At 71.1% G+C, this 19,584-nt stretch carries 18 protein-coding genes and 3 pseudogenes; 11 read left to right on the top strand and 10 right to left on the bottom strand.

Going from position 1 to position 19,584, the window contains the following annotated elements; genetic code table 11:
- Window positions 1-33: 33 nt before the first annotated feature.
- Window positions 34-1,368 (top strand): GH1 family beta-glucosidase, encoded by a 1,335-nt coding sequence (locus tag SLAV_RS36795; RefSeq protein WP_030227897.1) that lies wholly within the window; start codon window positions 34-36, stop codon window positions 1,366-1,368.
- 70 nt (window positions 1,369-1,438) lie between these two features.
- On the opposite strand, the gene SLAV_RS36790 is transcribed toward SLAV_RS36795, so the two are convergent.
- Both SLAV_RS36790 and SLAV_RS36785 read right to left on the bottom strand, forming a co-directional pair.
- A complete protein-coding gene (locus SLAV_RS36790) occupies window positions 1,439-2,350 on the bottom strand; it encodes an ADP-ribosylglycohydrolase family protein (RefSeq protein ID WP_030227899.1) in 912 nt (303 codons plus the stop codon).
- A 115-nt stretch (window positions 2,351-2,465) separates the two neighbouring features.
- On the bottom strand, window positions 2,466-3,464 hold the full coding sequence (locus SLAV_RS36785) for a helix-turn-helix transcriptional regulator (RefSeq protein ID WP_030227907.1): 999 nt from the start codon (window positions 3,462-3,464) through the stop codon (window positions 2,466-2,468).
- Window positions 3,465-3,558: 94 nt separating this feature from the next.
- Between SLAV_RS36785 and SLAV_RS36780 the strand changes: the two genes are divergently transcribed.
- On the top strand, window positions 3,559-3,957 hold the full coding sequence (locus SLAV_RS36780; RefSeq protein WP_030227909.1) for a VOC family protein: 399 nt from the start codon (window positions 3,559-3,561) through the stop codon (window positions 3,955-3,957).
- Between the two features lie 100 nt (window positions 3,958-4,057).
- Here SLAV_RS36780 and SLAV_RS36775 read toward each other — a convergent pair whose 3' ends face one another.
- Entirely contained in the window at window positions 4,058-4,594 is a 537-nt protein-coding gene (locus tag SLAV_RS36775) for a MarR family winged helix-turn-helix transcriptional regulator (protein ID WP_051840563.1), read from the bottom strand.
- 167 nt (window positions 4,595-4,761) lie between these two features.
- On the opposite strand from SLAV_RS36775, the gene SLAV_RS36770 reads away from it, so the two are divergent.
- From SLAV_RS36770 to SLAV_RS36740, 7 genes and pseudogenes are all read left to right on the top strand, one after another.
- Window positions 4,762-5,892: an NADH:flavin oxidoreductase gene (locus tag SLAV_RS36770; RefSeq protein WP_030227915.1), complete on the top strand. Its 1,131-nt coding sequence runs from the start codon at window positions 4,762-4,764 to the stop codon at window positions 5,890-5,892.
- Window positions 5,893-6,106: 214 nt separating this feature from the next.
- Window positions 6,107-6,781 carry a phosphatase PAP2 family protein gene (locus tag SLAV_RS36765; protein ID WP_051840565.1) on the top strand — a complete coding sequence of 225 codons (675 nt, stop codon included), beginning with the start codon at window positions 6,107-6,109 and terminating at the stop codon, window positions 6,779-6,781.
- A gap of 101 nt (window positions 6,782-6,882) precedes the next feature.
- A pseudogene (locus SLAV_RS36760) lies at window positions 6,883-7,312 on the top strand (response regulator transcription factor); the annotation flags it as partial.
- 54 nt (window positions 7,313-7,366) lie between these two features.
- Window positions 7,367-7,540, top strand: a complete 174-nt coding sequence (locus SLAV_RS41285) for a hypothetical protein (protein WP_158740585.1) — start codon at window positions 7,367-7,369, stop codon at window positions 7,538-7,540.
- A 67-nt stretch (window positions 7,541-7,607) separates the two neighbouring features.
- A complete protein-coding gene (locus SLAV_RS36755; RefSeq protein WP_030227921.1) occupies window positions 7,608-8,168 on the top strand; it encodes a GNAT family N-acetyltransferase in 561 nt (186 codons plus the stop codon).
- Between the two features lie 808 nt (window positions 8,169-8,976).
- On the top strand, window positions 8,977-10,224 hold the full coding sequence (locus tag SLAV_RS36745; RefSeq protein WP_051840569.1) for an esterase/lipase family protein: 1,248 nt from the start codon (window positions 8,977-8,979) through the stop codon (window positions 10,222-10,224).
- 138 nt (window positions 10,225-10,362) lie between these two features.
- On the top strand, window positions 10,363-11,406 hold the full coding sequence (locus SLAV_RS36740) for a S66 family peptidase (RefSeq protein WP_030227926.1): 1,044 nt from the start codon (window positions 10,363-10,365) through the stop codon (window positions 11,404-11,406).
- A 91-nt stretch (window positions 11,407-11,497) separates the two neighbouring features.
- Here the strand turns inward: SLAV_RS36740 and SLAV_RS36735 are convergent, their stop codons facing one another.
- The 5 genes from SLAV_RS36735 to SLAV_RS41280 all read right to left on the bottom strand — a co-directional run bounded on the left by SLAV_RS36735 (window position 11,498) and on the right by SLAV_RS41280 (window position 15,347).
- A complete protein-coding gene (locus SLAV_RS36735) occupies window positions 11,498-12,178 on the bottom strand; it encodes a pyridoxamine 5'-phosphate oxidase family protein (protein ID WP_030227928.1) in 681 nt (226 codons plus the stop codon).
- A 234-nt stretch (window positions 12,179-12,412) separates the two neighbouring features.
- Window positions 12,413-13,891, bottom strand: coding sequence for an SdpI family protein (locus SLAV_RS36730; protein WP_030227932.1), 1,479 nt, complete (start codon window positions 13,889-13,891; stop codon window positions 12,413-12,415).
- Window position 13,892: 1 nt separating this feature from the next.
- Window positions 13,893-14,525 carry an AF_1327 family membrane protein gene (locus tag SLAV_RS36725; protein WP_030227935.1) on the bottom strand — a complete coding sequence of 211 codons (633 nt, stop codon included), beginning with the start codon at window positions 14,523-14,525 and terminating at the stop codon, window positions 13,893-13,895.
- Window positions 14,526-14,596: 71 nt separating this feature from the next.
- Entirely contained in the window at window positions 14,597-14,887 is a 291-nt protein-coding gene (locus SLAV_RS43430) for a MerR family transcriptional regulator (RefSeq protein ID WP_100661201.1), read from the bottom strand.
- A 271-nt stretch (window positions 14,888-15,158) separates the two neighbouring features.
- Window positions 15,159-15,347, bottom strand: coding sequence for a hypothetical protein (locus SLAV_RS41280; protein ID WP_158740587.1), 189 nt, complete (start codon window positions 15,345-15,347; stop codon window positions 15,159-15,161).
- A 75-nt stretch (window positions 15,348-15,422) separates the two neighbouring features.
- Here SLAV_RS41280 and SLAV_RS41275 point away from each other — a divergent pair, with 75 nt between their 5' ends.
- Both SLAV_RS41275 and SLAV_RS36715 read left to right on the top strand, forming a co-directional pair.
- The gene (locus tag SLAV_RS41275) at window positions 15,423-15,995 is read left to right on the top strand and encodes a hypothetical protein (protein WP_158740589.1); all 573 of its coding nucleotides are present in this window, start codon (window positions 15,423-15,425) and stop codon (window positions 15,993-15,995) included.
- On the top strand, window positions 15,938-16,582 hold the full coding sequence (locus SLAV_RS36715) for a helix-turn-helix domain-containing protein (RefSeq protein ID WP_030227940.1): 645 nt from the start codon (window positions 15,938-15,940) through the stop codon (window positions 16,580-16,582). The genes SLAV_RS41275 and SLAV_RS36715 overlap by 58 nt, the downstream gene beginning before the upstream one ends.
- 93 nt (window positions 16,583-16,675) lie before the next feature.
- On the opposite strand, the pseudogene SLAV_RS42790 reads toward SLAV_RS36715, so the two are convergent.
- Together SLAV_RS42790 and SLAV_RS36700 are read right to left on the bottom strand one after the other, a co-directional pair.
- Window positions 16,676-17,122, bottom strand: a pseudogene (locus SLAV_RS42790) (transposase); the annotation flags it as partial.
- A gap of 1,314 nt (window positions 17,123-18,436) precedes the next feature.
- Window positions 18,437-19,275 (bottom strand): annotated as a pseudogene (locus SLAV_RS36700) (IS5 family transposase).
- Window positions 19,276-19,584: the final 309 nt, after the last annotated feature.

Here is a 19,584-nt window from a genome sequence, read left to right as displayed (position 1 = left end):
GAGTCAGGCTCACATTTTGGGAGGGTGCAGGAGATGAAGCTGGACCATCTGCCGGCGGACTTCGTGTGGGGCGCCTCGACGGCGTCGTACCAGATCGAGGGCGCCACGAAGGAGGACGGCCGCGGACCGTCGGTGTGGGACACCTTCACCGCCCGCACCGGCACGGTCCGCGACGGGCACACCGGTGACGTGGCCTGCGACCACTACCACCGGTACGAGGAGGACCTGGAGCTGATGGCCGAGGCGGGCCTCACCGGTTACCGCTTCTCCATCGCCTGGCCCAGGATCCGGCCGACCGGCCGGGGCGCGGTCAATCCCAAGGGCCTGGACTTCTACGACCGGTTGGTCGACGGCCTGCTCGCCCGCGGCGTCGAACCCGTCCCGACCCTGTTCCACTGGGACCTCCCGCAGGGCCTTGAGGACGAGGGCGGCTGGCTGAGCCGCGACACCGCGTACCGCTTCGCCGAGTACGCGGCCGTCGTGGCGGACCGGCTGGGCGACCGCGTCCGGAAGTGGATCACGCTCAACGAGCCGTTCATCCACGCGGTCTGGGGTTACGGCCTCGGCGTCCACGCCCCGGGCCGCGCCCTGTTCCTGGGCTGCCTGCCGGTCGTCCACCACCAACTGCTCGGCCACGGGCTCGCGCTGCGGGAACTGCGGACGCGCGGCCTCCAGGTGATGATCGCGAACAACTGCACCCCGGTCTGGGCCGCCTCGGACTCCCCCGCCGACCGCGCCGCCGCACAGGCCTACGACAACCTCCACAACCGCCTGTTCAACGACCCGCTCCTGACGGGCGCCTACCCCGACCTGTCGGCCTACGGCGCGGACGCCACCCTCGGCGGCTCCGTGCGGGACGGCGACCTCGAACTGATCTCGGCCCCGCTGGACGCGCTGGGCATCAACTACTACAACCCGACCCGCATCCAGGCTCCGACGTCCGAGGGCCTGCCGTTCGAAGAGGCTCCCATCGAGGGCTACCGGCGCACCGCCTTCGACTGGCCCGTCGTCCCCGACGGCCTGCGGGAACTGCTCGTCGGCCTCAAGGAGCGCTACCCGGCCCTCCCTCCGGTCTACATCACGGAGAACGGCTGCTCGGTCGAGGACGTCGTCGCCGCGGACGGCACCGTCCCCGACCTGGACCGCATCGACTACCTGGACACCCATCTCCGGGCCGTCGACGCCGCCGTGGCGCAGGGCGTGGACGTCCGCGGCTACTTCACCTGGACGCTGATGGACAACTTCGAATGGGCGGAGGGCTTCCACCAGCGCTTCGGTCTCGTCCACGTCGACCACGACACCCAGGTCCGCACCCCGAAGGCGTCCTTCGCCTGGTACCGCGACCTCATCCGTGCCCACCGCGGCTGAGCCGCCGCCGCCCGGGCTCGCGGGCATGCCGTACGGGGCCCGCTGCACCGCCGTGGATGCCGGCGGGTCGCTACCCGTACACGGCGAGGGGCAGCGGTTCGCGGGCCGCGTGCCAGGCGGCCGGGAGGGAGGCGACGCCCGTGCGGGCGGCGATGACCCCGCCCGCGATCGCGCAGGTGGTGTCGATGTCCCCGCGTCCGGCGACGGTGGACCACAGGCCCTCGTGCAGGTCGTCGAGGTGGCCCGCCGCGCACCAGAGGGCGTAGGGGACGGTGTCGGGTGCGGACATCCGGTAGCCGGAGCCCAGGACCTCGGCCGCGTGCCGGATCGAGGTGTGCTCCGGCATGCGGGCCGCTGTGCGGACCCCGGAGCGGACGTCGCCGGCCGGGAGCCGTTCGGCGACGGCCCGGAGGAAGTCCGGTCTCGCAGGGGCGGCCCCGCCCCGGCTGCGGGTGGCCAGCGCCGCGGCCACGGCGACCGCCACCGCGCCCGCGACGGCTTCCGGGTGGTGGTGCGAGACCTCGCTCTGCCGGGCGGCCTGCCCGGCAACGGCATCGAGGTCTTCGGCGAGCCAGGCTCCGAGCGGGGCCACGCGCATGGCGGAGCCGTTGCCCCAGGATCCCTGGCCGTCGAACTGGCCGGCGACCACCTCCTGCCAGGCCTCGCCCGCGCCGATCCGGCGGAGCACGTCGTGCATCGAGGCTCCGTAGCCGCGGTGCGTGTCGTCGGCGTAGGCCTCGGCGAGGCGCAGGGCGAGCCGGTCCTGGTCCACGCTCCCGCCGCCCTCGGCGAGTTCCCGCACGAGTACGAGCGCCTGGGCGGTGTCGTCGCTCCACCGCCACAGCGGCTCCGGGGGCAGGATGCGTGCCTCCAGGGCCGCCGGGCCCTCGCGGCGCAGGATCCCGAACCAGCGGTCGCCGAAGGCATCACCGAAGGCGAGACCGGACAACGAGTCCAGCGCGGCGGCAGGGGGCTTGATCATCGGCCCAGTATGCAAGGCACCGCGATCCCCGGCACCGCGTTTTCGGCGGGGGCCGTCCGGCTGCCGCCACCCGGGCCCTGCCGGGTGCCCGCGGCTTCCGCCCCGCCGGCCCCGGTCATGACGGGCCGCGCCGGGCGGAGTCCGCGAGCCGTTCGGCGAAGGCCTCGACGAGAACGCGCAGTTCATGCGGGCGTTCGATGACGAAAGGCCGGTCCATCGAGGCGAGCACGGCGGGCAGCCAGTCGAGGCTCTCCACGCGCAGCTCGACACGGCACCAGGCCCCGGCCCCCGGGCCCGCGCCTTCCGGGGCGGGGAGTTCCGTCACGACCGCGACGCCGGAGGGCAGTGCGGTGTGCAGCTGCTCGGCCGTCCCCTGGATGCGCAGGGTCACCTCGTGCCGGTACGGAGCCGTGGCGAGCGCCGTCAGGACGCGCCGGGCCGGATCGAGTCCGGCGGGCGGCTCGAACGATCCGGGCAGGGTCCTCACACCGGTGATGCGGTCCAGTCTGAAGGTCCGGTCCTCACCCGACGAAAGGTCCGCTGCCGTCACGTACCACCGGCCCGAGTGCGCGACGACCCCGTACGGGTGCAGGGTGCGCTCGCTGCGCCGGCCGTCGCCCGCGGTGTACCGGATCGAGACCGGCCGGTGGTGGTGTACCGCATCGGCCATCGGGAGGAGGACCGCGGGTTCCGGGGCTGCGGCCGCCCTGCCGGGCGGATCGGCGAAGGCGAGCGAGCCGAGCACGGCGTCGAGCCTGCGGCGCAGCCGTTCGGGCAGCACCCGCCGGATCTTGGCCGTGGCCGTCTCGTACGCCGTGTCCGTGGCCGCCGTCAGGCCCGAGCGGCTGCCGGCGACCAGGCCGAGCAGCACGGCGAGCGCTTCGTCGTCGCTCAGCATGAGCGGGGGCATGCGGTATCCGGGGGCCAGCCGGTAGCCGCCGTAGCGGCCGCGCACCGACTCGACGGGTACGTCGAGGTCGATGAGCTGCTGCGCGTAGCGCCGTACGGTGCGTTCGTCGACGTCCAGCCGATCGGCGAGTTCGGGCACGGTACGGATGCCACCCGATTGCAGGAGCTCCAGCAGGGTGAGGACACGGGCGAGGGGGCGGGCCATACCGGAAAGTCTCCCGCAGATACCGGGCGGGTTCCGCCCGGTATAGGTCGTAGCGTGCGGTCACCAGCAACCGACCGGCCAGAGGAGAACTTCCGTGGACTTCGTCTCCATCCGCATCATCACGGGCGATGTCGCCCGCCTCGTCGACTTCTACGAGCGCGCCACCAAGGTGTCCGCGACTTGGGCCAACGAGGACTTCGCGGAGCTCAGCACCGCCTCGGCGACCCTCGCGATCGGCAGCACCCGCACGGTCCCCCTCTTCTCCCCCGGCTCCGCCCGCCCGGCCGACAACCACAGCGTCATCCTCGAATTCCTCGTCGACGACGTGGACGGTGTGCACGAGGACCTGAGCGGCTTCGTGGACGAGTTCGTCAGCGGGCCCACCACGATGCCCTGGGGCAACCGCTCGCTCCTCCTCCGCGATCCCGACGGCAACCTCGTCAACTTCTTCACCCCGGTCACGCCGGCCGCCGTCGCGAAGTTCGCCTCCTGACAACAGCAAGGCCGGGGCCGGGTCATGTGACCCGGCCCCGGCCCGTGGCCCGGGATCCGCTAGGGCGCGCGACGGGTTCCGCTCCCGGCGGACGGACCGCCTACGGGGCGGGAGTCGCCGATTCCTGCGGGACCGGTGGGGCGCATGCGGTGCGGGGGGTGGCTTCTTCCGCGCGCGGCCAGTACCGGCCTTCGAGGGCCTCGGCGCTGCGGTTGAGCCGGACCAGGACGTCCTCCAGCTCCCGTATCTCCTCGGGGGACCAGCCGGCGACCACCCGGGCCAGGCAGGACCGGTTGACCTCACGGTCCGCGGCGAGGCGGCGCCCGCCTTCGGCGGTGATGCGCAGCTTGCGGGCCATGCCGCCGTCCGGGTCCGCGACGCGCTCGGCCAGTCCGCAGCGCAGCAGTGCGGCCGTCTGGCGGTTCACGGTCGAGGTGTCGAGCCCGAAGGCTTCCGCCAACTGTCCGATGGACATGGGGCCTTGTGTGTCGATCCGGCAGAGCAGCAGGTACGCCGACCGCTCCAGACGCTCGGCGTCGCGCTCGCGCCGGGCGAGCACCTGGTGTCGCGAGAGCAGCATCAGCTCCCGCTCCAGTTTCTCCAGCACTTCGCCTCCCGCTTCCTTCCGGCGCTCCATTATCGCCGCCCCGCGGACCGGCGGGCCCCTGCCGGAGCGATCTGCGGCCGGCTCCGCGCTGTCCGGCGCCGCCGAACAGCGCAATATGCATGATACATATCCTGTGTATCATGCATATCCCGTTGTCACCCTGACGAACCGCAGCAGCCTCAACCCGGAGGACCCGCATGACCGTCACCAACCCCGCCGCCTCCCGCGCGGCCGAGATCCTGGCCCGGCCCGTCACCCTGAACGGCCTGACCGTCCCCAACCGCATCGCCATGGCTCCGATGACGCGCATGTTCTCCCCCGGCGGCGTGCCCGGCGAGGACGTACAGGCGTACTACGCCAGCCGGGCCGCCGCGGGTGTGGGCCTGATCGTCACCGAGGGCACGTACGTCGGTCACGACTCCGCCGGGCAGAGCGACCGGGTGCCCCGGTTCCACGGCGAGGATCAGCTGGCGGGGTGGGCGAAGGTCGCCGCGGCCGTGCACGAGGCGGGCGGCACGATCGTGCCCCAGCTGTGGCACATAGGCATGGTGCGCAAGCACGGCGAGGCCCCGTACCCAGACGCGCCCGCCGTCGGCCCCTCCGGCATCCGCGTCGACGGCACCGAGGGAACCGGCAGGGCGATGACCCGCGCCGACCTCGACGACGTCATCGGCGCGTTCGCCGACGCCGCCGCTGAGGCCCAGCGGATCGGCTTCGACGGCGTCGAACTGCACGGCGCCCACGGCTACCTGCTCGACCAGTTCCTGTGGGAGCGGACCAACCGCCGCACCGACGCCTACGGCGGCGACGCGACGGCCCGTACGAGGTTCGCCGCGGAGATCGTGGCCGCGGTCCGCGAGCGCGTCACGGCCGACTTCCCGGTGATCTTCCGCTACTCGCAGTGGAAGCAGGAGGCCTACGACGCCCGGCTCGCGCAGACCCCGGAGGAACTGGAGGCGATCCTGGCCCCGCTGACGGCGGCGGGCGTCGACGCGTTCCACGCCTCCACCCGGCGCTACTGGCTCCCGGAGTTCGAGGGCTCGGACCTGAACCTGGCGGGCTGGACCAAGAAGCTCACCGGCCGGCCGACCATCACCGTCGGCTCGGTAGGCCTCGACGGCGACTTCATCCGCGCCTTCGCCGGCGAGGGCGCGGCGCTCGGCGACATCGACAACCTCCTGGACCGCATGGAACGCGACGAGTTCGACATGGTCGCCGTCGGCCGGGCGCTGCTCCAGGACCCGCAGTGGGCGGCGAAGGTCCTCGGCAACCGCTTCGACGAGCTGAAGCCGTACGACGCGGCGGCGCTCAAGTCGCTCAGCCGCTAGCCGCGGGCCGGCAGCCGTCCGGACGGCCCCGCCGCGAACGCCCCGTGAGATCGGTCCGCCGACGTCACGGGGCGTTCGCGCTGCTCCCCCGCGGATTCGCGGCCGACTGGCGGCCCTGTCCTTGATCCCGACCTTACCCAGGATCGTCTACAGTTCAGTAGACTCCCTGCTGGATTGGATCGCAGGCCGCCCGAATCCGGAACGGATCCCTCTGATGACCCGCGCCCGACTCTCCCGCCGCGCCGGCTGGGTGGCCCTGGCCTCGGCGGCGCTCTTCGCGCTGCTGGCGGTGTGGGTCGTACGGGCCCCGCTGCACCTGCTGCCGGGGGACAGGGGCCTGCACCGCTGGTCGGTGGAGCACCGCCCGGCCGCCGCGGCGGCCGCAGCCCGCGCCCTGACCGACACGGGCACGGGCCTCATCCCCTACGCCCTGCTCCTGCTCGCGGGCCTGTACGCCGGGCGCACCACCCGACAGCGGGCCTGGACGGCCGCCGCGCTGATACTGTGCCTCGGCGCGGGACAGGCCCTGCGGTACGCGGTGATGACCCTGATCGCCCGCGCGCGCCCCCCGGTCGAGGACTGGGCCGCCCACGCCTCCGGCTGGTCCTTCCCCTCCGGCCACACCACCACCGCCGCGATGACCGCCGGGCTGCTGGTCGCCGCGCTGCAGCTGCGCGCGGACCGGCCGCCGTCCGGGACCGCCGTGGCGCTGATCCTGCTGTGGGGCGCGGCCGTCGGCCTCACCCGCGTCTACCTGGGGGTCCACTGGTTCACCGACGTGATCGGCGGCTGGCTCTTCGCCACCGCCTGGCTCTCCCTCCTGGCCTGCGTGTACCTGCGGCGTACGGATGACCGGCCGACGGGTGACCCGCATCCGGCGGACGAGTGACGGGCGACGGGTGACGGGCGACGGGCGACGGGTGACGGGCGACGGGCGACGGGTGACGTGAAGCAGCGCATCCTCGTCGTCGAGGACGGCCACGCCCTGCGGTACGTCTGCCCGACGCGGACGGCTGGGACATCTGCCGGGCCCTCAGGGCGCGCGGTTTCACGGCGCCGGTCGTGTTCCTGACGGCGCACCACGCCCTGGACGACCGGCTGACCCGGTTCTCCGCCGGAGGAAACGACTACCTCGCCAAGCCCTTCCACCCCCGGCGGGCGCGCCGCCCGTCGGCGCCCGCCGCGGCGGGCGCCCTGCTGCTCGATCCGCCCGTGGACCTGACGCCGACCGAGTTCCGGCTGCCGGCGGTACTCATCGCCGCCGCGGGCGGCCTGGTCACCCATGGTGCCCTGGTGTCCGGGCGGGCTGGCCCGAGGGGGCCCGGGTGAGCAACAACACCGGCTGCGCCGCAAGCTCCGTACCGCCGGCTGCGACCGTACGCTGGGCACCAGCCGCGGGATCGGACACCGCAGGTCATGAAAGCCGCCCGGCCGTCGGCGGCGCCCGTACACCCTGCGCGGCCGGCTCTCGTTGGTGGCCCTGGCGGCCGCGGCCCTGCTGATGATCGTGCTCACCGTCGTCTTCGACGCCGTCGTGCGCCAGCGGCTCCAGCAGCGGGCCCCACGGCCCGCGTCGTGGAGGTGCCCGATGACGACGCGCTCGACGCCGGCGTCCGGCCCGCGCCGGCCCGGGTGGTCGCACGGCTAGCCACGGTGGCGTCCGGTGTGCCATATATCGGTGGCAGGTCCGCCCGGCCCGTGGCGAAGATCGCGGCATGGCCAACTTCCTGGAGACCGACCGGCTCGTCCTGCGCGCGTTCACGACGGCCGACACCGACCACCTGCTCGCCCTGGACAACGACCCCGAGGTCATGCGCTTCATGAACGACGGACGCCCCACCAGTCGTGAGGCGATCGAGACGCGGACCCTGCCGCGACTCCTGCACGACCACCCCTGCTGGGAAACCCGCGGTTACTGGGCCACGCTGGAGAAGGCAACGGGCGCCTTCCTGGGCTGGTTCGAGTTCCGGCCGCTGGAGGAGCACAGCCCCGCCGTGGTCGAACTCGGCTACCGGCTGAACCTGGCGGCCTGGGGGCACGGGTACGCCACGGAGGGATCCCGGGCCCTTATCCGCAAGGGGTTCACGGAGCTGGAGGTCGAACGGGTCACGGCGAACACGATGGCCGTCAACTCCCGTTCCCGGCGCGTCATGGAGAAGTCGGGGCTGTCCTTCCTCCGGCACTTCACCGGGGACTGGCCGGAGGCGATCGGGGGCTCCGAGCACGGCGAGGTCGAGTACGAGCTCACCCGAGAGATGTGGGACCAGGCTCGGTAGCCGTCCGCCCCTCAAGACCTCTGTCACGCCGATACCGGGGCTGACCCCACCTCCGGGAGGTGGGGTCAGCCGGATCGAGAGGCGAAGGATCTCCGTAGCGTCGCGGCCATGAGGATCTCCGCCGAACTCCCCGCCCAGCACCTGCATCTTGGGCGCCGCGGTGGTCAGGACGTTCAGCGCGGTGCGCGCGGTGCGCGCGGTGCGCGCGGTGTCCAGGCTCCGCGCGAGTTCCAACAGCTCCCCTCCCAGGTCGGCGGACTCGCACCTGTTCACGATCACCAGGACGTCCCGGGCGCGCGAGTCGAGGGCGACGATCACGATCTCCGTCGTACGCAGCCCCGTCGCCAGGAGCCGGTGGGGATCGGTGTCCCGCAGGACCGCGAAGTGCTTGGCCGCGCCCGAGGTGAGGCCGTGGCCCGATACGTACAGCACCACGGGTACGTCGGGCTCCGCCTTCCGGATCCCGGCCGACTCCAGGAAGCACTCCCGTCATGACGGCTGGTCACCGGCTGCGCGGGCGCCACCCTCACGAAACCGGGCCCGGCCGGGGGTGGCCGCTCCCACCACAGCGCCTCCGCCTCCAGCTGCGCGCCGAGGGCCTGGCGCAGGGCCTCGGTCCCGTCCTCCATCGGCAGGACGTACAAGGTGCCGGCCGGCGGCGCGGCCACCACCAACGACGGCGCAGCCTCTACCTGCGGCGCGGCCACCACCACCGACGGCGCGGCCGTCACCTGCGGCGCAGCCTCCTCCACCGCATCGGCCAAGCCGATCTCGCCCGCTGCCTCCACGGTCCCTATTCCTCATTGCCATGAACGAGCAGCAGCGCCAGCGCCGGCGCCCGCACGGCACGGACGAGTTTCCCGACCACGTCACCCAGGACGCGGTGGTCGTCGTACCGGGGATCATGGGCAGCACCCTCCACGACACGCGCACCGGCAACGACGTCTGGGGCCTCGGCGGCGTCTCCTGGCTACTGAAGGCCTGGACCACGCCCTCCGGTCTGAAGTCCCTGGCCATGACCGAGGACGAACTGGCCGCCAAGCTCGGCAGAATCAAGGCGACCGGCCTCCTCAAACACTCTGCCTGGACCCCGTACCTCGCCGGCAGCGAGCCCTACACCGACCTGGTCGACACGATCCGCACCAGCGTCGCCGACGACGCCGCGATCCTGGAGTTCGCCTACGGCTGGCGCCTGCCCGTCGCCGCCAACGGCCGCCTCCTGGCCGACGCCGCGCGCCTGCACCTCACCGCATTGCGCCGTCACGCCACCCACGCCCAGGGCCGCCGCCACCGTACGGACCAGCGGGAGGGACGGCTCGTCTTCGTCGCCCATTCCATGGGCGGGCTCGTGCCCCGGGCGGCCCTCGACCCCGGCTACGATGGCGACCTCCAGGCGGACACCCGGGGCGTCATCACCCTCGGCACGCCCTTCCAGGGCTCGGTCAAGACGGCCATCATCCTCGCCACCGGCCGCGGCACCCCCGTACCGCTGCCACACCGCAAACTCCGGGCGATCTGCGCCACGATGCCCGGCCTCCACGACCTGCTGCCGCAGTACCGGAGCCTGCGCGCGGAGGGCGACGTACCCCACCTCACCCCGGGCGACGTCGCGGCCATCGGAGGCGACGCGGAACTGGCGCGCAACGCGGCCCGCTTCCACCACGGCCAGAGGGGCATCACCCTGCCCGGCCACCGCTCGATCGTCGGCGTCAACCAGCCCACCTGGCAGAACCTGACGATCACCGACGGCACGGTCGAGGCACACCTCGACGGGGCCCGGCAGAACTCCGGCGGGACTTTCATCCGCGATCGGAACGACTGCATCCGGTACTTCCAGCTCCACGGCGACGGCACCGTCGGTACTTCCAGCTCCACGGCGACGGCACCGTCTACAAGGAATCGGCGGTCCTCACCGACATCGTCACCCACCTGCCGCTCCAGGACGGCGACGTCGCCAAGGCGAGGACCGCCCTCGAAGCCGTCACCGAGATCGTCCGCGACGACGTCAACCCCGTCGCGCCCCAAGCGCCGACGCGAACTCGCCCCGGAGACCTAAGGGCCCCGGGGGCGCGGAGCGTGCGCGCCGGGGGGACGCGCGCGCAGGGGCGGGGGCGGGCCGGGGGCCCGGGGCCCGGGGCCGGTGCTGGGCGAAAGGGCCCGGCACCCGCCCCGGGGCCGCCCCTATGATCCGCACATGCACGAGATCATTTACCCGCCCAAGCTCGTCCCCGGCGACCGCGTGGCCATCCTGTCGCCCTCCGCGGGCCTGCCGGAGATCTTCCCGGCCCCGTACGAACTGGGCCTGCGCAGGCTCGCGAAGGACTTCGGGCTGGTGCCGGTCGAGTACGCCACCACGCGCCGCATGGGCGCCTCGCCCCAGGACAGGGCGGCGGACGTCAACGCCGCCTTCGCCGACCCGTCCGTCAAGGCCGTCTTCTCCAGCATCGGCGGCGACGACCAGATCCGGGTCCTGCCGCACCTGGACCGCGAGCTGATCCGCGCCAACCCCAAACCCTTCTTCGGCTACAGCGACAACACCAACCTGCACCTCTTCCTCTGGAACCTCGGCATCGTCACCTACTACGGCGGTTCCGTCATGGTCCAGCTCGGCTGGCCGCAGGCCATGGATCCCGAGACGGAGGGCTCCCTGCGGGCGGCCCTGTTCACCTCCGGCCCCCGGCCGGTCACCGCCCCGGACCGGATCGGCGCCGCCATCGGCGACTGGGCCGACCCGGCCACCCTGGCCCGCGAGCCCGACATGGAACCGGCCGCCCCCTGGACCTGGCACAACGCCACCTCGAAGGTGGAAGGGCCGACGTGGGGCGGCAACCTCGAAGTGCTGTCCTGGCTGCTGATGGCCGGCGCTGAGATCCGGCCGCCCGAGGCGTACGAAGGCTGCGTGCTGCTCCTGGAGACCTCCGAGGAGATGCCCTCCGCCACCGAGGTCTACCGCGTCCTGCGCTCCATGGGCGAGCGCGGCCTCCTGGAGCGCTTCGGCGCCCTGCTCATGGGCCGCCCGCAGGCCTGGTTCTTCGACCGGCAGTTCACCGCCGAACAGCGGGCGGCCTACCGCAAGGAGCAGCAGGAGGCGGTGTGCCGCGCCCTGGCCGAGTACGCCCCCGACCTGATGGCCGTTTTCGACGTCGACTTCGGCCACACCAACCCGCAGGTCGTGCTCCCCTTCGGCGGCGCCGTCACGGTGGACGGCCCCGCCCGGCGGATCACCGCCACCTACTGACCGGCTGCCTGCTGACCGGCCGCCGGCGTCCGGGACGGCCGCATCCACGCGCTCGGGCCCGGGTTCGGGCCCGGGTTCGGGCGCGGAGGGGTCATCCGAGCCCGGTGCCGGCGCGCACGGCGATGTGGGCCGGCACCTCGATGCCGTCCTCCAGCGCGGGGTCCGGCTCGACGTCACCGAAGGCCGCTGAGATGGGCAGGACCCCGGCCCACAGACCCAGTCGGGCGTCCGGCCCGTCCCCGTCGTCCGGGCCGCCGGTGCTGATCTTCACTGATGCCTCGTCTAGCGGGAGCGCGAGCAGCGCGGTCGCCGCGAGCTCCTTGCGGTTGGGGCGGCGCGCGTAGTCCCACTGGCCGGGCGCGGACTGCTCGGTCAGGCACCGCAGCCCGGCGAGCTTCTCCTCGGCGTCGGTGACGAGCCGGGGCGTGCCGTAGACCATGGCGCTGCGGTAGTTCACTCCGTGCTCGAACACGGACCGGGCGAGTACGAGGCCGTCGACGTGGGTGACGGTGATGCACACGGTCGTGTCCGGCGAGGTGGCCAGGCTCCGGCTGGCCACCGAGCCGTGGAAGTACAGGTTGCGCCCGTCCGAACCGTAGACGGTCGGGACGACCATGGGGTGGCCGTCGAGGACGACGCCGAGGTGGCATATGAAGCCGGCCTTCAGGACGGCGTCGAGGACGCCCCGGTCGAGGCTTCCCTGCTCGCGCAGTCGGCGGTGGCGCGTCCGTTCGGTCTCGGGAAGCGTGGTGGGCAGCGGGCTGTGGTTCACGTCGGCTCTTCCCGGGGCGCGTTCGGATACGTGTGCTCAACGGCATTGACCAGAGCGGTCGGAGCGGTCGGAGCGGTCGGAGACCGATCCACGCCCCGCCCGCTCCGTTCACTCCGCAGACTACTCATATCGCAGCCACAGCACCATGATTCACCGGAAATAGTCGATACGGTGTTCGGATTCCACGAAATCCATCACCCTGCATGCGGTGTCGCCACCGTCGTGCGGACGGTGTCAGACGCGGTCGAGGCGCAGGTCGAGGCGGGCGATGGCCAGGGCCTTGTCGGTGACGGTGACGTCCGAGTCGGTGAAGCGGGCACCCGTCAGCCGGTCGCGGACGAGGCTGCGCAGGGCGGGGTCGTAGGAGTCGAGGTGGTCGAGGACCGTCTGGGGGACTTCGATGTTGCCGTAGAAGCTCCGCGGGTCGGAGCTGAGCCCCGGGGCGTGCGCGGTCTGGCGCAGGCCGTCGACCGTGTGGAGGGTGACCCGCAGCTCCTGGCCGCCCGCACGCAGGGTCAGGGGCGTTGCCGCGACCGCCGGGTCGAACGCGTCGACACGGGCGCTCACGGCTCCCGCCGCGCCGGCGTAGCCGTAGGGCGAGGGCGCTGCGAGGGTGTCGTCGGACCGGTCGTCCGGGGTGTTCTGGAGGAGCTGCCCGCTCAGGGGTTCGTCCGTGGCGGTGAAGGTCCACCCGGGCGCGGTCAGGGCCTTGCTCCAGTAGCCGGTGCGCCCCTGGTCCCGCCCCTCGACGCGCAGTTCGCGGGCGTTCGACCCGGGGCCCGTCTTGTGGACCGAGATCCGGTCGGTGACCTCGCCGGGGATCTTTGGCTGTCGGGCCCAGTCCGGGGCGGGCAGCTGGATCTTCGGGAAGGTCGCGCCGCGCTGGTCCGCGTAGGAGTAGCCGAAGAAGACCTTGTCGGAGCCGGAGATGTCGAAGTCGTACAGACGCGTGTACATGTCGCCGTACTGGTTGACGACGAACGAGGTTGAGGCGGTGGTGGACAGTGCCCGGGCCTGGAAGCGGCCGCCCTTCGGCGTGGCCATCTCGTAGCTGTGGTCGGCCGGGAGCCAGGGGTCCACGTAGGTGATGCGGCTGCCGTCCTCGCTGAGCGCGAAGACGTGGGAGACCTTGGCGGCGCCGACCGGGTGGTCGTTGCCCGCGGTGTCGCGCCAGACCTTGTCCTCCCCGGGGGAGAGGACCGACCAGGTCCAGCGGGCCGAGTGGTAGGGGACGGTGTTGCCGCCGCCCAGCCACAGCGGGGCGCCGAAGCGGTGCGTCCAGTTCCACGTCCAGGGCGCGTTGAGGGCGTGGTCCATGGTGTAGATGCGGCCTTCCTCGTCGACCGCGACCAGCTCGTCGTCGTCCACGGAGACCCCGGTGACGTGCCCGGCCAGGCATCCCGGCAGCGACATCGTGCGCCAACCGCCGCTCTGGGAGGCCTCCTTGACGTAGACCAGGCCCCCGCGCAGCGCGAAGGACCACCGCCGGTTGAAGGTCTCCGCGGTGCCCCGCAGGTGGATCTGCTGCGGCAGGTCGACACCGGCGGGTGCCGGCGGCAGGTCGGAGAGGCCCAGGGTGCTGTCCCCGGGGATCAGGTCCGCCAGGCCCGCGGTACCGATCGGCTGGCACGGCCCGGAGGCGGCTGCGGCGGGGGTTGCGGGGGCGAGGGCGGCCGCGAGGAGCGCGGCGGCGGCCAGCATGTGTCGGCGCATGTCAGATCCATCCGAGGGAGATGAAGAAGATCAGGGCGGCGGCGTCCAGGCCCAGCAGTGAACCGACTGCGATCGCCTTGGACTTGACCGTGGGAAGGTCGTGGACCCAGTAGCTGACCAGGAAGAACGGCAGATAGCCGACCAGCCAGATGAGGAGCGGCATGCCGGCGTGCCACCAGGACCACTCCCAGGTGAGCGCGCCCACCGCATTGAGGACGACCTCGACCCCCACCGCGGCCACGGCCCCGGCGCCCGCCAACACCCAGCGGTTGGGCAGGCCGAGCACGCGCAGCGACTTGTCGGCCGGCAGCAGCTTGGCGGCGACCACGCCGAAGATCGCGAACATGAAACAGATCTCGATGTTCAGGCCGATCAGGATCAGATAGGCGGAGTTCCCGCCCGGCGCTCCCCACACCGGGGCCCGGTCCGTGAAGTGGAAGACCAGGGCGTTCCAGATCTCGTTGAACCAGTCCATGCCCCAGAAGGCGAGGCCGGCGAATAAGACGTTCCAGTTCCGCCGCTCCACCTCGGCGGCGTATACGTACAGGACGATCAGTAACAGCGGTATGACGTACCACTGGAAGGCACCCGCGTCGCGCAGGTGCTCCAGCCCCGCCTTGGCGGCGTCGGTCACGGAAGGCACTCCTTGATCGCTTGGATCAGGAGTGTGACACCGCTCCGCCGTACGAGTGAAGACCCATCAGATTACCGTTGAGTAACGTACACGCGGCGCGAGGCCGGTGTCCGGGCGATCACGGCCAAGGGGAGGTCCATGTCGCGCAGCAACGCAATGGTCAGGGCGTCGCGCGCCTGCTCGGGCGCGTAGTAGCGGTAGCCGGAGCCGGCGTCCACGCGGGCCGGAGCCAGCAGCCGGCATCGCCGAGACCAGCTTCCGCTCGTACGAACGCTGACGGCTCCCGACCCCGGTAACCCCGCCAACGGCCTGCCGGCCATCAGCAGCGACATCACCATCGACGGAAACGGCGCGACGATCACACGTGCCCGTTCCGCCCCGGACTTCCGTATTCTCTTCGTGGACGAGGCGGGCAGCCTGACCCTCAACAAGGCCACCGTCAGCGGCGGCCGGGCGACGGACTGCCCTCTCCTTCCCGGTCAGGGGATCTGCGGGGGTGGCATCAACAGCCAAGGCACGACGGTGAACCACAGCCGGGTGGTCCACAACGCCGCCGATAGCGCAGGGACGGCATCTTCGTCGAGGGCGGCGGCATCGACAGCGACGGCACGGCCACCCTGAACGACACCGAGGTCAGCCACAACCCGCCATCTGCTCCGGCACCAGTGGGTCCAGCGCCGACGGTGGCGGAATCGCGAACGACGGCCCGTTGACCCTCAACCGCAGCCGAGTCACCGACAACACCATCGGCGTCACCGAGAAAACCGACAGCTCGCCTTCGGCGCCGGCCACGCCGCTTTCGCCCTCACGACGATCAAGCACAGGACCATCAGCCGCAATCACGCCAGTGCCCCGGGCGGCCTCGCCGTCGGCGGCGGCGTCGGGACCAACTTCCCCGTGTCGTTGATCGGCACCCGCGTTATCGACAACACCGCCACCGCCGAGGGCGGCACCGCCCGGGGCGGTGGCATCCACGTCGGCCGCACCGGTGAGCTCACCCTGACCAGCAGCACCGTGTGGGGCAACGACGCTCGTGCCGCTGGAGGCACGGCTCGGGGCGGCGGAATCAGCAACGCCACCGGCGGCTCCGTGACGACCGATCAGTCGTACATCAGCAAGAACGCCGCCGAGGCTCCGGAAGGCGGCACGGCCGAGGGCGGCGGCCTCTTCCACGCCTTTGGTTCCACGACTCCGACGAAGAGCACTGTTACCGGCAACAGGGCCGCCGACGGGGGCGGGCATCTTCAAAGAGTCCGGCACGGTCACGCTGGACGACACCAGGGTCCGGGGCAATCAACCGAACAACTGCGCGCCGCCGGGCGGGGTTCCAGGGTGTGCGGGATGAGCGACCAACCACAAAAGAACTTCTGCAAAAAACTTTGGAAAATCTCCGAGGGCTCCAGCCTCGCGTCATGGTCAGCGAAGAACCAAGACGCGTACTCGATCCTGAGCAGGACGCGGCAGCCCTGAAGGCCCTCACGCACCCGTTGCGCATCAGGCTGCGGGGGCTGTTGCGGCAGGACGGTCCGGCCACCGCGAGCGAACTCGCGATCAGGACCGGGGAGTCATCCGCCTCCACCAGCTATCACCTGCGAGTCCTGGCGAAGGCGCGTTCATCACCGAGGCCGAAGCACCGTGACGGGCGCGAGCGCCGCTGGCCGGCGGTGCACTCCGTGACCTCCTGGAACAACAAGGCGATGGAAGCCTCGCCGGCCAGCCGCGCCTGCGTCGGCCTGTCGCGCAGGGCCCGGACCGAGCACCTGGAGGCCTCTCTCCTCCGGTACGAGACCGATATCGCCGACGGACGGCTGGGGCAGGAGTGGGTGGACCTTTCGGGGATCAGCGACCTGATGCCCCGCTTGACCCCCGAGTCGCTCACCGAACTCTGGGAAGTCCTCGGCCGGAAACTGCAGGATCTGACCACCCGCGATACAGGGGATCCGCGCGCCGCGCACGTCGTGCTCCTCACCGCCGGGCTGCCCCTGGCGCCGCGCGCCCGCGAAACGGAGCCGGACGCCTCCGCCCCTGCCCAGACGGATGCCGGCAACGCGTCATGACCGGGCCACTGGGCATATCCGCCGCACGCCGCCGCTACGTCATGCTCTGCACGCTGTTCTGGCTGCCCCTGGGGTTGACCATCCCCCCTGATGGCGCTCGGCGCGGGCCTGCTCGGTGCCCAAGTGCCGGCAGTAGCCGGCGCGGGACGCCCCGAGCACCCGGCAGATCCGCTTGACGCCGAAGACGGCGCGGTCGTCGGAAGGTGAAGGCCCAGCGGCATGGGCTCACTTCACCTCCCGAGCGAAATAGCCAGCTGCCCGGCGCAGGATCTCGCGCTCCAGCCGCCACTCCTGCTCGGCTTTGAGTAGCCTGGCGTTCTCAGCTCACAGCCGGGCCGGTTCCTCCGTCGCACTGACGCTGCCATCGCGGCCCGCAGGCGTGGCCTGGGCCTCGTCCTTGCGGACCCACGTCCGCAGCGACTCCGCGATGATACCAAGATCCGCAGCCACCGCCGCGTACGTCCGCTTCCCGGCCGCGGCGCGGTAGAGCGCGACAGCGTCCTTCCCGAACTCCTCCGGATACGGAGACTTACGTCCCACCTGGACATCCCTCCCTGGACCATCAAGATCCATTGTCAGGGTGTCCGCTCCAAAGGATCAGCCTCACTCTCATGTTCTCCCTGCCGGAGACGCCCCGTGGTGGGCCGTTGTCGTCGGCGGTGCCCTTACGCTCTGGGGCATGTTCCGGCCCCAGGGCAGCCGTGATCGTCGCGCTCACATCGGACAGCGGCGACGGAGCCATGCCCAGCGTCGCAGAGCGCAGCCAGCGGAACCGCCGGAATATTGAACCCTACGGTGGGGGCGCTCAACGGCGCACGTCGTGCGGCGCGAGCGGCCGCGGCTCCGTAGCGGTCTTGAGCTCGTGGCAGCCGTGACACAGCGCCTCGGTAACCGGGCACGCCGAACCTCGTTCCCATGGCATGACCACACGCCGCACAGCAACAGTCCTCGCCCTCACCACAGCAGCGATCGGGGCGGGCCTCACTACCGCCGCACCCGCGACAGCGGGGGGATCGGAGACTTTCTAAGCCCCGCATTCGGCACGGACTGTGAAAACCACCGCATCGGCGCACACGCAACCGGCGCCACCACAGGCGGAAGCGGCACAGTCAGCAGCAACACCGGAAAACTGCCGCTCCTGAGCGCGCTCAACCACTGCGGCGGCGCCGACATGCTGGCCTTTCAAAACGGTGGTCCGCTCTCATATGCCGACATCAATCAGATCTGACTGACATCTACACCTCGTAGACGTCTCTCGCGAAGTCCGTACGTGTCCTGAGCCCGTGGCACAGCACTTTGTTCGGCTTGGGCGCGCCGGCTGGCCTAAAAGAGCGTTTTGTCCCAGCAGGGTTGTTTGGTAACTCGGGATCTATCAACCTGTGAGGATCGTGCTGTATGCGCCCGCATCTTGCGCAGTGGCGCGCGTGACGGCGCAAGGTCGAGTGGGGGTCCTGGAGTGTTCGCGGGGAGAACGGCGCGGCTGGCGGTCAGCAACGATGGCGAGGACCTGCTGGAGCTGACTGTGGACCCCTGGGCGGACATCCACCGGATCTGGCCGAAGGACACCTGCATCGTGGTCACCCACTTGCCCCCGGGAAAGGGTACTTGGGGTGGGACGTTGTCTGGCGACGAGCCGTTCGAGGTCAAGCGTCGGCCCGATTCGATCACGGTGTGGGCCTACGGCCACTGCTTCCGCCTCAGCGACAGGGAGGGTAATCCGATATACGCGAACGAGTACGGGGGCGGGTGCCCTGCCCAGAACCCGGCCACCTGAAGGAGTTTTGACCTGGCGGATTGCCGTGCATGGTGCTTTGGGAGTCGTTGGCGAGCTTGCGGTGCTCCATTGTCATGTGCTCAGGTGTCGCGCCAGTTCGGAGTCGACTCTCGTGTGAGCCTGCGGCTCATCAGGTCGAACATCGCGAGGCGGATCATCGCTTCGGAGCGGTGCGGGTGGGTTTCGTAGTCGCGGGCCAGGCGGCGGTGTTTCATGAGCCAGCCGAAGGTCCGCTCGACGACCCATCGCCGGGGGATGACCTTGAAGCCCTTCTGGCCCGGTCGCGGCGTGTGACCTCGACGTCGATGCCGAGGCTGGCGCCGTGGTCGATGGCCTTGGTTCGACAGCCGGTGTCGGCCCGGGCCTTGGTGATTCGGGGGTGAGCTTTGGCGATGTGCGAGAGCAGGTGGATGCCGCCGGCGTTGTCGGAGACGCTGGCCGCGGTGACCCAGACCGCGAGGAGGAGGCCGAGGGTGTCGACGCCGATGTGGCGCTTGCGTCCGGCGATCTTCTTGCCCGCGTCGATGCCCTGCCCGCCGGCCGGTACGTTGGCTGAGGTCTTGACGCTTTGTGCGTCCAGCACGCACGCACTCGGTTCGGCGTCCCGGACTGCGGCCTCGCGGACCAGTCGGCGGAGCAGGCCGTTGAGCTGGTCGAATACCCCGTCCTTCTGCCAGGCGGCGAAGTATCCGTAGACCGTTTCCCACGGCGCGAAGTCGTGGGGAAGGTAGCGCCAGGGGATTCCGGTCCGGTCCACGTACAAGATCGCGTCCATGATCCGGCGCAGGTCGTGCTCGGGCGGCCGCCCGATGTCTATGCCCTTCCCCCGCCGCTCGGCCCGCCAGGCCGACAGGATGGGCTCCAGCAATTCCCACCGGGCATCAGACAGGTCACTTGGGTACGGTCGCTGTTGGCGCATGTTTCGGTAGTACCGGGACTAGTCCCTCGACCACAGGGCGCAAACAGGGTTGAGTGGGGGCGCCTTGGGATCAGACAGGAGCGAAGGTACTGAAACGGACCCTCGACCGTCGTCACCCGCCCCGGAGTCACGCAGGCGACCACCAGGCTCAACCTTCACAGGCAGGTCATGCATCCAAAAGCCCACCAAACAACCCTGCCGGGACAAAACGCTCTTTAAGAGGGCGTTTAGCTCATAATTTTGGTTTTTTGAGCCGGTATGGGCTTGCGGCCGGTCGGGGCTGCTGGGGTTGGTGTGGTTCATGGTGCG

Source organism: Streptomyces lavendulae subsp. lavendulae, assembly GCF_002803845.1.
Lineage (GTDB): Bacteria > Actinomycetota > Actinomycetes > Streptomycetales > Streptomycetaceae > Streptomyces > Streptomyces lavendulae.
The sequence above is the reverse complement of the archived record's forward strand: the minus strand, read 5'-3'. Positions and strand labels throughout refer to the sequence as shown.

Bases quoted from the DNA above. Each gene is read 5' to 3' on its own strand.
- SLAV_RS36740 (WP_030227926.1), top strand. From the start codon at position 10,363: ATGCACGAGATCATTTACCCGCCCAAGCTCGTCCCCGGCGACCGCGTG.
- SLAV_RS36770 (WP_030227915.1), top strand. From the start codon at position 4,762: ATGACCGTCACCAACCCCGCCGCCTCCCGCGCGGCCGAGATCCTGGCC.
- SLAV_RS36755 (WP_030227921.1), top strand. From the start codon at position 7,608: ATGGCCAACTTCCTGGAGACCGACCGGCTCGTCCTGCGCGCGTTCACG.
- SLAV_RS36775 (WP_051840563.1), bottom strand. From the start codon at position 4,594: ATGGAGCGCCGGAAGGAAGCGGGAGGCGAAGTGCTGGAGAAACTGGAG.
- SLAV_RS36785 (WP_030227907.1), bottom strand. From the start codon at position 3,464: ATGGCCCGCCCCCTCGCCCGTGTCCTCACCCTGCTGGAGCTCCTGCAA.
- SLAV_RS36730 (WP_030227932.1), bottom strand. From the start codon at position 13,891: ATGCGCCGACACATGCTGGCCGCCGCCGCGCTCCTCGCGGCCGCCCTC.
- SLAV_RS36765 (WP_051840565.1), top strand. From the start codon at position 6,107: ATGACCCGCGCCCGACTCTCCCGCCGCGCCGGCTGGGTGGCCCTGGCC.
- SLAV_RS36795 (WP_030227897.1), top strand. From the start codon at position 34: ATGAAGCTGGACCATCTGCCGGCGGACTTCGTGTGGGGCGCCTCGACG.
- SLAV_RS36790 (WP_030227899.1), bottom strand. From the start codon at position 2,350: ATGATCAAGCCCCCTGCCGCCGCGCTGGACTCGTTGTCCGGTCTCGCC.
- SLAV_RS36715 (WP_030227940.1), top strand. From the start codon at position 15,938: ATGGTCAGCGAAGAACCAAGACGCGTACTCGATCCTGAGCAGGACGCG.
- SLAV_RS36745 (WP_051840569.1), top strand. From the start codon at position 8,977: ATGAACGAGCAGCAGCGCCAGCGCCGGCGCCCGCACGGCACGGACGAG.